General features: G+C 67.9%; 11 protein-coding genes. 4 read left to right on the top strand and 7 right to left on the bottom strand.

Annotation, left to right across the window (positions count from 1 at the left end):
* Nucleotides 1-3: 3 nt before the first annotated feature.
* Nucleotides 4-1182 (bottom strand): acyl-CoA dehydrogenase family protein, encoded by a 1179-nt coding sequence (locus tag A5701_RS06975; RefSeq protein ID WP_067750133.1) that lies wholly within the window; start codon nucleotides 1180-1182, stop codon nucleotides 4-6.
* A 63-nt stretch (nucleotides 1183-1245) separates the two neighbouring features.
* On the bottom strand, nucleotides 1246-2142 hold the full coding sequence (locus A5701_RS06970) for a LysR family transcriptional regulator (RefSeq protein ID WP_067750306.1): 897 nt from the start codon (nucleotides 2140-2142) through the stop codon (nucleotides 1246-1248).
* Nucleotides 2143-2256: 114 nt separating this feature from the next.
* On the opposite strand from A5701_RS06970, the gene A5701_RS06965 reads away from it, so the two are divergent.
* The 3 genes from A5701_RS06965 to A5701_RS28505 all read left to right on the top strand — a co-directional run bounded on the left by A5701_RS06965 (nucleotide 2257) and on the right by A5701_RS28505 (nucleotide 4121).
* Nucleotides 2257-2817: a carboxymuconolactone decarboxylase family protein gene (locus A5701_RS06965; RefSeq protein ID WP_231972777.1), complete on the top strand. Its 561-nt coding sequence runs from the start codon at nucleotides 2257-2259 to the stop codon at nucleotides 2815-2817.
* A gap of 2 nt (nucleotides 2818-2819) precedes the next feature.
* The gene (locus A5701_RS06960; RefSeq protein WP_067750304.1) at nucleotides 2820-3803 is read left to right on the top strand and encodes a hypothetical protein; all 984 of its coding nucleotides are present in this window, start codon (nucleotides 2820-2822) and stop codon (nucleotides 3801-3803) included.
* Nucleotides 3804-3956: 153 nt separating this feature from the next.
* Nucleotides 3957-4121, top strand: coding sequence for a hypothetical protein (locus A5701_RS28505; protein ID WP_197498995.1), 165 nt, complete (start codon nucleotides 3957-3959; stop codon nucleotides 4119-4121).
* Nucleotides 4122-4133: 12 nt separating this feature from the next.
* On the opposite strand, the gene A5701_RS06955 is transcribed toward A5701_RS28505, so the two are convergent.
* Complete coding sequence (locus tag A5701_RS06955) at nucleotides 4134-6815, bottom strand: FHA domain-containing protein (RefSeq protein ID WP_197504930.1); 2682 nt, start codon at nucleotides 6813-6815, stop codon at nucleotides 4134-4136.
* A gap of 353 nt (nucleotides 6816-7168) precedes the next feature.
* The gene (locus tag A5701_RS06950; RefSeq protein WP_067750131.1) at nucleotides 7169-8197 is read right to left on the bottom strand and encodes an alpha/beta hydrolase; all 1029 of its coding nucleotides are present in this window, start codon (nucleotides 8195-8197) and stop codon (nucleotides 7169-7171) included.
* Nucleotides 8198-8379: 182 nt separating this feature from the next.
* Here A5701_RS06950 and A5701_RS06945 point away from each other — a divergent pair, with 182 nt between their 5' ends.
* On the top strand, nucleotides 8380-9225 hold the full coding sequence (locus tag A5701_RS06945) for an SDR family NAD(P)-dependent oxidoreductase (protein ID WP_067750129.1): 846 nt from the start codon (nucleotides 8380-8382) through the stop codon (nucleotides 9223-9225).
* A gap of 15 nt (nucleotides 9226-9240) precedes the next feature.
* On the opposite strand, the gene A5701_RS06940 is transcribed toward A5701_RS06945, so the two are convergent.
* The 3 genes from A5701_RS06940 to A5701_RS06930 form a co-directional block, all read right to left on the bottom strand.
* A complete protein-coding gene (locus A5701_RS06940; RefSeq protein WP_067750300.1) occupies nucleotides 9241-9744 on the bottom strand; it encodes an isoprenylcysteine carboxyl methyltransferase family protein in 504 nt (167 codons plus the stop codon).
* A gap of 11 nt (nucleotides 9745-9755) precedes the next feature.
* On the bottom strand, nucleotides 9756-10856 hold the full coding sequence (locus A5701_RS06935) for a type III polyketide synthase (RefSeq protein WP_082969686.1): 1101 nt from the start codon (nucleotides 10854-10856) through the stop codon (nucleotides 9756-9758).
* 118 nt (nucleotides 10857-10974) lie between these two features.
* On the bottom strand, nucleotides 10975-13209 hold the full coding sequence (locus tag A5701_RS06930; protein WP_067750127.1) for a molybdopterin-dependent oxidoreductase: 2235 nt from the start codon (nucleotides 13207-13209) through the stop codon (nucleotides 10975-10977).
* Nucleotides 13210-13234 lie beyond the last annotated feature (25 nt).

Raw genomic sequence — 13234 nt, 5'->3', positions numbered from 1 at the left:
CCGTCAGCGCCCGTAGCTGGGCATCTTGTGCCCGCGCTGGGCGATGATGTCGCGGAGCACCTCGTTGGTGCCGCCGCCGAAACGCATCAGCGGCGCGGCCCGGTACAGCCGCTCGAACTTGCCGGCCAGCGGCGCCCGCTCGCTGCGGTGCGCCAGTAGACCGTCCGGGCCGAGCACGTCGAGCGCGAGCACCGCGATGCGCTGGCGCAGTTCGCTGGTGAAAACCTTCTCGACGCTGACCTCCACCGACGGGATCACGCCGCTGTCGAGGATGGACGCGGCCTCGTAGCCCATCAGGGTGGCCACCGCGACGTCGGCCTCCGCTTGTGCCAGGCGGCGCCGCAGCGCTGGGCTGTCGCAGGGCACCGAGCCGTCCCGGCGTGGTGCCCGCGCGAGCTCACGCAGCTCCTCGACGGCGCGACGCAGGTCGCCCGCGTTGGTCAGCGCGCCGCGTTCGAGGTCGAGCGCCCCCGTGATGTATGTCCAGCCGCGGTTGACCTCGCCCACCAGGTTGGTGACCGGCACGCGCACGTCGCGGAAGTGGACCTCGTTGGTGCGATAACCCGACCACGCGTACAGCGGGCGGATCGCCACGCCGGGACTGTCGATCGGCACGATGACGACCGAGATGCCGCGGTGGCGAACACCGTTGGGATCGGTGCGGACGCAGAGCCACTCGTGGGTCGCGCGCTGTGCGCCGCTGTTCCAGATCTTCGTGCCGTTGATCACCCAATCGTCGCCGTCGCGGACCGCACTGGTGCGCAGGCTGGCCAGGTCGGTGCCAGCGTCGGGCTCGGAATACCCCACGGCGCAGATCATTTCGCCCTTGGCGATCAGCGGCAGCCATTCGGACTTGTTCTGTTCGGTACCGTGCCGCATGATCATCGGCGCCACGGATGTGACCGTCAGGTCGGGCCCCGGCACGCCCCAGTACTCGAATTCGCTCATCAGCAGATGCAGGTGGATGGCGCCGAGGCCGAGGCCGCCGTATTCACGCGGCCAGTTCACTCCGAACCAGCCCTTGGCTCCGATCTTGCGACGGAACCCGGCGACCTCTCCGTCGGGGAACTCCAGGTCGTGCTCGGCGAGCTCGGCGCGCAGCTCGGCGGTGACGTTGTCGTGAAGGAATTCGCGGACCTCGGCCAGCCATGCGCGCTGCCCGGCGTCGAGTTCGAAATCCATTCGGGCCCCTTTGCCGCCGATGTGCAGTCGGAGTCTATAAGCGTGATCGGCGCGCCGGACGCGTTACGCAGACCGCAAATTCGCGGCGAGGTCGAGCAGCCGCGCGACGGCAGGATCCGGGTGCGGGCGGCACACGGCGACGATGCTGGTGATGAGCACGGGAAGGTGGTCGGACAGCGGCACGTAAACCACGCCGGGATGGCGCATGGCCGCGACTTGTTCGGGGACGACGGCGGCTGCCAGTCCCGCGATGGGATAGGACATCATCGCCGAGAGCTCGTCCGTCTCGGCGACGATTCTCGGCTCGACGCCGGCATCCCGAAGTGCTGCGTGAATCCGGGCCGAGATTGCGGGAAGCGACCGTTGGGAAGGAACCACGAGGGGTTCATCGCGGAGGTCGGCGAGCCTGACCGACGGTTCGTGAGCCAGCCGATGGTGTCTCGGCAACACCACCAGCGCCTGCTCGCGCTCCACCTCGGTGACGAGCAGCCCGTCAGCATGTTGAATGGGCCCGCGAGCGAAGCCCAGGTCGAGGCCACCGGAGCGAACGGCGTCGAGCAGACCCATGGTGCGCATCTGAGCGAGGTGCAGTGTCAGGTCGGGCAGCGCGCTGGCGCCCGCACGCATCAAGTTCGGCAGGAATCGGAACGCGAGGCTGACAACGAAACCGAGATCAACGTCGCCGTGGAGGCCGGCCGCGACTCGCTGGGCTCGCCGCACGGCAGCGCGCTGTGCGGCGCTGAGGCGCTCCGCGTCCGCACGAAAAGACCGCCCCGCGGCGGTCAATTCGACCCCTCGAGCGGTGCGGTCGAACAACCTGACTCCCACGGCCCGCTCCAGGCGCTGAATCGCCTGTGTCAATGGGGGTTGAGTCATCGAAAGACGTTGGGCGCCACGCCCGATGTGCCCCTCGTCCGCCACGGCGAGGAACTGCTCCAGCAGCCGGTGGGTAAGTTCCATATGACACATCATATGAACCAGGCCACCGGAAAGTATTGGACGAAATCACGTCGCCGCCGTTGACTGGTCGCAGACGCACGTGTCAGCGACCAGTCAAACCCGTGGAGGAATGCGGTGTCTGATTTCGGCACCTTCGGCCGGTTCAATGAAACTCCGGTGACCGCCATGCCCGCCGATATGCGGAAAGCCTTCGAATTCACCCGCTCTCTGCGCGGGATGGTGCCCGGTCCCCACAAGATCTGGCTTGCCAACCCGACGCTATCCAGGACGATCGTGCCGACCGGCGCGTATTTCCAAAATGACTCGACCTTGACCAAAGCGGAGATCGAGATCGCGACCAATGTCGTCAACGGCCACTGGGGTAGCCCCTACGCGAACCACGAACACGAAATCATCGGCGAGCGCGTCGGCCATCTGCACCCACTTCGTGTTCAGGCGCTGATCGCCGGGCTGCCGACGTCGTTCGACGACCCGCGCCAACAAGTGGTGTACGAACTTGCCTGCGCTCTGACGGCCCGGCGCACCATTCCCTTCGGGCTCTACCGCCGGGCCGAGGCGCTTCTCGGCGACGAGGGGATCGTGGACGTCACCGTGCTGCTGGGCTGGTTCACGATGGTGTGTATGACGTTGATTGCCTTCGATGTTCCCGCCGACGCCGTCGGATTGGAGCAATGAAAATGGCGCTGGCCCCCCTGCCCGCCGTCGTGCTGACGCCCGTCGCGTTCTTTCCCGAATGGCATTTCCCCGAAAACCTTGCGGTCCGCGCCGACAACTCGCTGCTGGTGACCGACGTCTTGCACAAGCAACTGTGGTGGGTGCCGCCGGCGAATCGCGATGCGGCGGTCCCGCCCGTACTGGCGCACACCTTCGATCACCACATCACCGGCATCGTCGAGGTTGCGCCCGACGTCTTCGTAGTCAACCTCACCGAGGGCTACACCACTCACGAGTCATATTTGGCCCGAGTCGATTTCACGTCCTGGAAGCCGGGGACGCCGCTGACACCGGAGGTGATATACGCCTTCGACGACCGTGTCCGGGCCCTCAACGGCAGCTGCCTTTTGGGACCAAACGTTCTGGCGATCGCCGACTGTTTCGCGGGGCTGATCTGGCGGATCGACCTGGCCGGGAATGCGCGAAGCGCCGCGGCCCGGGTCTGGCTCGCGGATGACACGATGGCCGATGATCCAGACAGCGGCGTCCCTCCCCCACCCCAGCCCGGGGTCAACGGCGTGCGCTACGGGCCGCAGACCGGTTACCTGTACTACACCTCGACTGCGCAGAAGGTGTTCATGCGGGTTCCCGTCGATCGAGCGTCTCTCGACCCGGCCGGCCCGGCGCAGTTCGTCGCCGCCATCGACAATGCCGACGACTTCTGCATCGACGAGGACGCCGGATTCGCCTATGTGACAAGGCATCGGGCCAACACCCTCGACCGTGTGCCGCTCTTGCCGCGGCACGGCAGCGAGGTGCGCCATATCGCCGGCGAACCGTTTGACGAGACTTTGATCGGCCCGTCCAGCGCGGTCTGGGGGCGCCGGCCCGGGGATCGCGGCCGCGTCGCTTACGTGACGACGGACGGCGGCACCACCGCCAGCCCGGACGGAATCATCAGGCCTCCCGCGGTCCTACGGGTGGAGCTGGGCCATGCGAAAGATTGACCGCACCGGCGCGCCGACTGTAAATACGCTGTCAAACTCCCGTTAATTCGCATCGGCGCTCTCGCAGTTCGGCGGCACGGCTGCGAAAATTTTGCAATCGGCTGGTCGACGAGGACCAGGACCCTTGCCCGGCCGCAGCCCGAGGGAGATGTCATGCCCACTGTCGAGACACGCCTTCGCGAAGACATGCGCAACTATGCCGTCGAATTGCGGCAACTGGCCTACACGCTTCCGCTCGGTGTGGGCGAGCATGCGCTCCTGCAATTGTCCGACCGGATGCGCGCCGCCGCCGACCAGGTGATCCGCAGGGGCGCCTGACCCGCGGCGGCCTCAGCCGCCCTTGAGCCGGATCTTCCAGCGGACGAAGCTCAGGTAGAAGATGCTGATCACCACCAGCATGGCGATGTCGAACCACCACGCTGCCGGCGTGTGACGCCAGTGCGAGTCCTTGGGGCTGAGCGGACCGGGAACCAGTTTGGGTAGGTCGGCGGTGGAGGCCGAGGCCGCGAAGCCCCAGCGCGCCGGCGTCGCCCAGGACATCTGGTCCAGCCCGACCCGTCCGGTCACGGGGATCATGCCGCCGGAGAACACCAGCTGCGACATGACCGCCACCACCAGCAGCGGCATGATCTGTTCGTTCGACTTGGCGATGGCCGACAGCGCGAGGCCGAGCATGGCGGAGGCCACGCACGTCAGCGCGACGTCGACGAACAGTTCGAGGCCGGGCCGGCCCAGGGCCACCGCGCCCTGGGTGGGACCGCCCTTGCCGAGCAGCACGATGATGGTCACGATCGCCGACTGGATGACCGCGAAAACCGTGTAGACGCAGACCTTGGCCAGCAGGTAGGCGCTGGTGGACAGGCCGACCGCCTGTTCGCGCAGGAAGATCGGGCGTTCCCCGATGAGGTCGCGGATGGTCAGCGCCGTGCCCATGAACACGGCGCCGACGTTGAGCAACACCAGGATTTGCCCGGGCTCGTTGGGCGCGGCGCCCATGGGATTGGGGATTCCGAAGCCGACGTTGCCGGGCACCGACATGGACAGCGATCCCATGATGAACGGCAGCACCGCCAGGAAGACGAAGTAGCCGCGGTCGGAGAAGATCAGCCGGACCTGCCGCCTGGCGATCGTGGAGAACTGCCGGAACAGGCTCGTGTGCGAGGGATCGCCCAGGTCGGCGGGCTGCTGGGCGGGCGGCGGCGGAGGCTGCGGGCCCGTGCGCGCCAGGTAGCGCGCCTTGGACCCGTCCGGATCGCCCGCGACCGTGCTGAAGATGTCCGCCCAGTTCGTCGTCCCCATGGCCGGGCCGATCTGGCTGGGCGGTCCGCAGAAGGCGGTCTTGCCGCCGGGAGCCAGCAGCAGGACCTGGTCGCAGACGTCCAGGTAGGTCAGCGAGTGGGTGACCACGAGCACCACGCGGCCGGCGTCGGCGAGCTGGCGCAGCATCGTCATCACCTGGCGGTCCAGCGCCGGGTCCAGGCCCGAGGTCGGCTCGTCCAGGATCAGCAGCGAAGGCCCGGTGAGCAGCTCCAGGGCGACCGATGCGCGCTTACGCTGGCCGCCCGAGAGCTTGTCGACCCGGGTGTGCAGGTGCTGCGTCATCTCGAGTTCCTCGAGCACCCGGGCGACCACCTGGGCCCGGTCGTCCTTGGTGGTGTCCGGCGGCAGCCGCAGTTCGGCGGCGTACATCAACGCCTGCTGCACGGTCAGCTGCCCGTGCACCACGTCGTCCTGCGGCACCATGCCGATCCTGCTGCGCAGCGAGGCGTACTCGGCGTGCACGTTGTGGCCCTCGAACGCCACCGTGCCCCTGGTCGGGTGCGTGTACCCGGCCACCAGCCGGGCGAACGTCGACTTGCCCGCGCCCGAGGGTCCGATCACGGCCGTCAGCGTGCCCGGCTGCGCGCCCAGCGAGATGTCGTCCAGCAGTGTCTTGTTGTTCTCGATCGTCCAGGTCACGCCGCGCACGTCCAGGCCGCCGGTGCGGGTCGCGGTCGCGCTCTCGTCGCGGCGGGCCAGCGTGCCCCCGGCGAAGACGAGGTCGATGTTGCCGATGGTGACGACGTCGCCGTCGTGCAGCACGGCCGAATCGACCCGCGCCCCGTTGACGAAGGTGCCGTTGATGCTGCGGTTGTCATGGATCTCGGTGCCGTGCGGCGTCGGGATCAGGGTGGCGTGGTGGCGCGAGGCCAGCACCTCGGGGATGACGATGTCGTTGTCGTTGGCCCGGCCGATCTTGATCGCGCCCGGCGTCGACTCCAGCGCGGCCTTGCCCGGCCGCAGGATCTTCATCATCGACGTCGCCAGGTTCGAGGCGTCACCGGCGACGCGGCTCGTCTCCGGGCCGCCAGCTTGCGGGGGCGGCATATTCGGCGGTGTGCGGTAGATCTGGGGGGCGTGTTGCGGGCCGCTGGGCGGGGCCGCCGGTTGGCCACCGGTCGGGTGTCGCGGCTGCGGGCCCGACGGGTAACTCGGCATCGACCCGCTGGGCGGATGCATCGGCGTGGGACCGCTCGGGGGGACGGGCTGTGGTCCGCTGGGCAGATGCGTGGGCTGGCGGAAGGAGGCCGACGGCGACTGCTGGGGCTGGCCGGGCCATGATGCGCCGGTGGGCTGGCCGTGCGGGGCCGGCGGGCTCGCCGCGGTGGCCGGGTTGACGATCGGTATCGACGTCGTCAGCGGCGGCCGGCCGGCCGTCCCCTGGTGGCGGCCCACCTCGAAGGTCAGGGCCGGGCCGTCCGGATTGCCGATGTTGACGCGTAGGCCGTCCTGGATGTCGACCGTGGGCACACGCTGATGGTTGACGAATAACCCGTTGAGGCTGCCGTTGTCGACGGCGACCCATCGGCCCTGGTCGAACCGGACGATCAGATGGGTGCGGGAGATCAGCGGATGCGCGACGCGCACGTCGGCGCGAAGGTCACGCCCGATCGCTACGTCGTTGCCCGCGGCGAACGTGCGCTCGGCTCCCTCGTACCGCACCGTCAACACGGGTGGGGTTGGTCGGCTCATCACGACCAACTGTATCGGCAGCCGCGCGGATCGGGACCCCGAATCTCTACCGGACCCGCGCCACCCGGCGCAGCGCCGATTTTCGACGGGTGGCTGGCGGGCGACCCGCCGTTCACGCCGGAGAGCGGCGATGGCTTCCCCGACGACGTTTCGATCGCCGACGGCGTGGCACCGCGGCTCGCCACCACAGACGCTCCGCCGGGCGGCGATCCGGAGAGTGGCCCACCGCGACAGCAGGCCCGGCCCGACGGGCCGTGACAGCGTGAACCGACTGTGATCGATCCCGGCGACGGTGAACAGGTGGCCCGGCGGTCCATCATTTGAATTGCGGCGCAGCCGCTTTCAGCAGCGTGTCAGCCAGCGACCGCGTGCAGGTCGCGGCGCCAGGACTGGGGCGCTGCGGTGACTTCCTTGATGAAATTTCCGATGTGTCCAATGGCCCGCCTGCCCTCGGGCAGGATGTCGGCCGCCAGCGGGAAGTCGTGAATCTGCCCGTCCCACAGATGCAGGTCGCACGGAATCCCACTGGCTTCCAAGCGCTTTGCCATGAGTTCGGCGTCGGGCAGCAGCAATTCGTCTGAGCTGGCGTGGATGGTGACCGGCGGCAAGTCGGACAGGTCGGCGTCCACCGGTGAGGCCACGGTGGACTCCTCGCGCCCGTCCACCAGCTGCGCCTGGCTGAGGTATTGCGCGAACATCGACAGCGCGCCGCGGGTGAACATCGAGCACCGGCGCGCGTTGCGGTGCCTCAGCTTTCGGCCCGGATCAGCGTCGGTGAACGGCGAGATCGTGGCGATGCCGGCGGGCCGCATCAGCTCGCTGCTGATGGCCAGCAGCGTGGTCATGAACGCCAGGTACCCCCCGGCGGAGTCGCCTGCCACGACCACCCGGTCGCCGTCGAAGCCGCGATCTTGCAGCCAGCGAAGGCCGCTCATGCCGTCCTCGATCGCGTCGGTGATCTGATGGTTGGGCAACTTTCGATACCCGACCGTGAGGACTGCGGCGTCCGCGGCCTTGGAAAGGCGCGTGACGACCGACCGGTGGGTGTTGAGACCGCAAGTGAGGAAGGCGCCGCCGTGCAGATACAGAATCGCGCGATCAGTCGAGGCACCCGGCGCGCAAACCCACTCGGCCGCGCAGTTTTCCAGCCGCACCGGTTCGATCTTCGCCGAGATGCCGAACCGCGGCAGCAATCCCGCCAAGCCATCGACGTATTCGAACGGCCAGTGCAAGTTGGGGGTAAAAGCCCACGCGCGCACCGTGGTTTTCACGATCAGCCTGCTGGCCAACGCGACCGCGAACGACTGCGGGCTATGGCGATGGTGGACTCGCCGCTTCATTGCGCCACTTGGCAATAAGCGATGCGGATCGGTGCTCACCATTGCGCTCCCTCCTAAGTGCGCACCGAATACCCGCCCTGGGGCGCGAATAACTTCAGGTGAAGGCGGCACGAATGTTGGCTACATCACGGTTTACCACCCGTGTCCGGTGGGTATATAGCGACATTCTGCGATTCCCGGCCCGGGCATCGACCAGCTTCGCCCGGTGGCCCAAGATATGAGCAATGAAGGACGAAACGCGCGCTGACGCGCTGCTCGGCGACCGCGTCGCGGTGGTCACAGGCGGTGGCGGCGGCATCGGTGCGGCGACCGCGCGGCTGTTCGCCCACCAGGGCGCACACGTGGTCATCGTCGACATCGACGGCGGGCTTGCGGCACGGACCGTCGACGAGATCGCCGCCGCGGGTGGGTCGGCGGTGGCGGTGGTCACGGACGTCCGCGACGCTGCGGCGGTCGACGACATGGCGCGATCGGTGCTGGATCGCTACGGCCGGGTGGACGCGCTGGTGAACAACGTCGGTCACTGGCTGCGCCATCCGGGGAACTTCGCCGACACCGATCCCCAGCTCTGGGACGAGCTGTACCGCATCAACCTGCACCACGTCTTCCTCGTCACCCACGCGTTCCTGCCCGCGATGGTCGCCCGCCGGGCCGGCGCGATCGTCAACGTGTCCTCCGTCGAGGGGCTGCGCGGTTACCCCGAGGATCCGGTCTATGCCGCGTTCAAGGCCGCGGTCATTCAGTTCACCCGAAGCCTCGCGGTTCAGGTGGGCGGGCATGGGGTGCGGGTCAACGCGATTGCGCCCGACGTCACCGAATCCCTGCAGGTGCCCTACTCGCAGTGGCTGTCTCACGACGAACAGGCCCAGTGGCCCCAGTGGGTTCCGGTCGGCCGGATGGGCGAGCCCGAGGACCAGGCCCGCGTGATCTTGTTCCTGGCCTCGGATTTGTCCGCATTCGTCACCGGCCACACCATTCCGACCGACGGCGGTACCGGCGCGGCGGGCGGGTGGTTCCGCTCGTCGCGCCGGCCCGACCGGGAATGGACGAATCGGCCCATCGCGCCGTGATCGCCGAAGCAGTCCTCACACCAAGCCCAATGCGGCGTTCTCCGCACGGATCCGCACCCTGAGCACGATCGCGTTCGCGATGCTGAACGCGATCGCCGTGAGCCACGCCGAGTGAACGAGCGGCAGCGCCGCCACCTCCGCAGCGACCGCCGCGTAATTCGGGTGGCGTACCCAGCGATACAGCCCGTCGCGGACCAACGGTGCGCCCGGGATGACGATCAGCCTCGGGTTCCAATGCCTGCCGAGCACGGCCACGCAGCGCCAGCGCACCACCGTGCTGAGCACCACGACGGTGAGCATCGGCCACCCCAGCCACGGGATGAACGGCCGGGCGAGGGCCCAGGTCTCCACGACGCACGAGGCCAGCAGCAGGGTGTGCATACTGACCATCGCCGGGTAATGGTCACGGCCGAACTCCTTGCCGCCATGGGCCAGTGACCATTTGGTGTTTCGTTGCGACACTGCCAGCTCGACCAGACGTTCCGCGCCGACGGCCAGGATGAATAGGTAGTAGTACATGGTCTCGCCCCTCACCACTGCAGCAGGAGCAGCTCGAAGCTGAAACCCGGCCCCATCGCCAGCATGACGCCGTACGACCCTGCGGCCGGCGGTTCCGCGAGGGTCCGGCGCAACACGTCGAGCACGGACACCGAGGAGACGTTCCCGTTGTCCCGCATCGACTCTCGGCTGTGAACCATGGCCTCCGGCGGTAGGTCCAGGGCCTCCTCGATCGAGTCGAGCACCTTGGGGCCGCCGGGATGACACACCCAGGTGGCGATGTCCGCGAGCGACAACCCGTGGTCGGCGAGGAAACCGTCGACCTCGCCCCGCAGATAGGTTTCGGCCATCTTCGGGACGTCGCGCGACATCACGAGCTGGAATCCGCTGGAGCCGACGTTCCACCCCATGACGTCGACCGTCTCCGGAACCACGCGGCTGCGGGTGGCGAGCACCCGCGGACCGGCTTTGCCGTTCAACGGGTTTCGATCTGACCCCGCGGCGACGATCGCGGCGGCGCCGTCGCCGAACAGGGACACCCCGATCAGCGCGGGGATCGAGGTATCGTCCCGCTGCAGCGTGAGGGAACACAACTCGACCGACAGCAGCACCGCCACGTCGCGAGGGTAGCCATGCAGGTAGTCGTGGACGCGCGCCATCCCGGCCGCGCCGGCCACACAGCCGAGGCCGAACAGCGGGACGCGTTTGACGTTGGGCCGCAGCCCGATTCGGGTCATCAGCCGCGCGTCGATGGTGGGCACCGCGATGCCGGTGCTCGATACCACGACAATGGTGTCCACCTCGTGCGGTTCGATGCCAGCCTCTTCCAACGCCGAACGTATCGCGCGCTCGCCGAGGTCGACGGCGACCTCGAGGTAGGCGTCGTTCGCCTCGGTGAAGCCGCTCAGCCGCGGGTAGCGCGAGAGCGGTAGCGCCAGGCTGCGCTGGTCGACCCCCGTTGTCTGCGCGAAACGCAGGAACCTCGGGTCGGTGAATTCGGTTAACTCCCTGGCGACTTCGTCCTGCTTGTAGCGGTGTGGGGTGAAGGCCACCGCGGCCCCGGCGATGTGCGGTGCGCCGCGTCCACGCTGAGCGGCCCCGCTGGGGGAAGTGAGATGTGTTGTTGCAGTCATGCCTATGCCGACGGGCGGCCCCACCGGACGGTTCAGATAAAGGCGGTCGGCGTGAGATGAACCACAGACCGGCGCCTGCCGTTAACCAAGCGATAGGGGGATGAGGGGTAGCACGAATTCAGTGTTTCTGTGCGGGACGGAATCGGGCCTGATCGTCGATGATCGTCACCGGTATGCCGTTGAGCGCGCCGTTGCCCGACGGCTCGTCGATAAACGTCGGCGGGGAAAGCACATTCGTGTTCACTCCCGGCGATCCGTTGGCCACCGCCATGCGGGTGCCCGGCTTGCCATGCCCCCAGCCGTGCGGCATCGACACCACGCCCGGTTTGATCGCTTCGGTGACCTCGACGGGCACCTTGATCTCGCCGGCCGCCGATTTGACGGTGACGACGTCATTGTCCGTGACGCCGCACCTGGCCGCGTCGTCGGGATGAATCAGCAACGTGCACCGGTCCTTTCCCTTCATCAGCGCGGGCACGTTGTGTAGCCAGGTGTTGTTCGAGCGAAGGTGCCGGCGGCTCACCAGAACCAGCGGCTCGGCCGGTCGTTCCATTCTGGCGGCCAGCCGCGGTAGGTCGTCGAGAAGGTACTGCGGCGCCAACCGGATCTTCTTGTCGGGTGTCCCCAGGATCTCCGGGAGTTGCGGCACCATCGGTCCGAAGTCGATGCCGTTGGGGTTGGCCTTGAGCAGATCCAGCGTCAACCCGCCGGGATTCTTGCCGTACTGGTCCCCGAACGGTCCGGTTCGCAGCGTCAGGTCCAGCATGCGCTCGGGGCCACCATGCTCGTACAGCTTGCGGATCTCCGCGCCGTCGAGGCCTTGGGTGAAGGCCAGGTAATCGAAGAACCCGTCGTCGATCGTGGCGACGTCGACATCTTCGGCCGGCGTGCCGGCGCACAGGCCGGTCAGGCGGATCAGGATCTCCCATTCGTGCGGGCGGTCGCCCGGATCGAACACGGGCGGCGAGTAATTCGCGATGCTGTGGATCGCGAAGAGCAGGATGAGATCGTCGTGGTGCGGTTGCTCGAGCGGCGACAGGCCGGGCAGGATCACGTCGGCGTGCCGCGTCGTCTCGTTGAGCCAAAGGTCAACGGAGATCATCGCTTCCAGCATCGGCAGCACCTCGTCGAGCTTGTCGCCGCCGGGCGTGGACAACACCGGGTTGCCCGCGACCGTGATCAGCGCCTTGAGTTGCCCGTCGCCCGGGGTGGCGATCTCCTCGGCCATGCAGGACACCGGGGCCTGGCCCAGCACCTCCTTCGCCCCGCGCACGCGGGTGTGCCAGCGGCCGAATTCCGGCAGACCGCCCTCGAGGCCGGGCAGCGGCTGAGTGGTGATCGACCAGGCCGCCGGCTTTGGGAACATCGCTCCCCCGGGTACGTCGAAATGCCCGGTCAGGATGTTGACGACGTCGACCAGCCAGCTGGCCAGGCTGCCGAACTCCTGATTGCACAACCCGATTCGGCCGTACACCACCGACCTTTCGGTCCTGGCGAGCTCGCGGGCCAGACGCCGGATCCGGTCCTCGGCGATGCCCGTGACCGCGCTGACGCGCTCCGGTGGCCAATCCGCGGCGACCCGCCGCATCGTGTCGACGCCGTCCACGTGCGGCCCGGGATGGATCAGATCTTCGTCGAACAGGGTGTGCGCCACCGCCAGCAGCAGCGCGGCGTCGGTACCCGGCACGATCGGAAGCCATTCGTCGGCCCGGGCCGCCGTCTGCGTGCGGACCGGGTCGATCACAATGACCTTGCCGCGCTTGCGGATCCCCTCGATCAGGCCCATCACGTCGGGCGCGGCCAGCAGCGACCCCTGCGACGCGGCGGGGTTGGCGCCCATGATGACCATCAGGTCGGTGCGTTCGATGTCGGGGACGGGGAAGTTCCACCAGAGGCCGTACATCAGATGCGACGACAAATTCTTCGGCCACTGGTCGACGGTGCCCGGCGAATACGTGACCGGCATCCCCGACATCCCCATCAGCACGCCCGCGTAGCGGGCGAGGGAAAACGAGTGCGCCAGCGGGTTGCCGGTGTAGGCGGTGACCGCCCCGATCCCGTACTTGGAGATCACGGGCGTCAGCAACTCGGTGCAGCGGCGAAACGCCGCGTCCCAGCTCACCTCGTGCCATTCGCCGTCGACCTTGATCATGGGCCGGCGGATGCGGTCGGGGTCGTCGTGCAGCGCGGCAAGTGAGACGCCCTTCGGGCAGATGTGCCCGCGGCTCCACACGTCGTCGCGGTTGCCCCGGATGCTGGTTACCTTGCCGCCGTCGACGTGAATCTCCAAGCCGCACATGGCTTCACAGAGGGGGCAGGTCCGCAGGTGCCTGCCGTCTTCGCCCGTCTTCACCCACCCACTGTATTCCGCTACCGAC

The sequence above is a fragment of the Mycobacterium sp. E3305 genome, assembly GCF_001666785.1.
In the GTDB taxonomy this organism is placed as follows: Bacteria; Actinomycetota; Actinomycetes; order Mycobacteriales; family Mycobacteriaceae; genus Mycobacterium.
This window is presented reverse-complemented; position numbering and strand designations above follow the sequence as displayed.

Excerpts from the sequence above, each read along its gene's own strand:
- A5701_RS06975 (WP_067750133.1), bottom strand. The coding sequence starts at position 1,182 with ATGGATTTCGAACTCGACGCCGGGCAGCGCGCATGGCTGGCCGAGGTC.
- A5701_RS06970 (WP_067750306.1), bottom strand. The coding sequence starts at position 2,142 with ATGGAACTTACCCACCGGCTGCTGGAGCAGTTCCTCGCCGTGGCGGAC.
- A5701_RS06960 (WP_067750304.1), top strand. The coding sequence starts at position 2,820 with ATGGCGCTGGCCCCCCTGCCCGCCGTCGTGCTGACGCCCGTCGCGTTC.
- A5701_RS28505 (WP_197498995.1), top strand. The coding sequence starts at position 3,957 with ATGCCCACTGTCGAGACACGCCTTCGCGAAGACATGCGCAACTATGCC.
- A5701_RS06955 (WP_197504930.1), bottom strand. The coding sequence starts at position 6,815 with ATGAGCCGACCAACCCCACCCGTGTTGACGGTGCGGTACGAGGGAGCC.
- A5701_RS06950 (WP_067750131.1), bottom strand. The coding sequence starts at position 8,197 with ATGGTGAGCACCGATCCGCATCGCTTATTGCCAAGTGGCGCAATGAAG.
- A5701_RS06945 (WP_067750129.1), top strand. The coding sequence starts at position 8,380 with ATGAAGGACGAAACGCGCGCTGACGCGCTGCTCGGCGACCGCGTCGCG.
- A5701_RS06940 (WP_067750300.1), bottom strand. The coding sequence starts at position 9,744 with ATGTACTACTACCTATTCATCCTGGCCGTCGGCGCGGAACGTCTGGTC.
- A5701_RS06935 (WP_082969686.1), bottom strand. The coding sequence starts at position 10,856 with ATGACTGCAACAACACATCTCACTTCCCCCAGCGGGGCCGCTCAGCGT.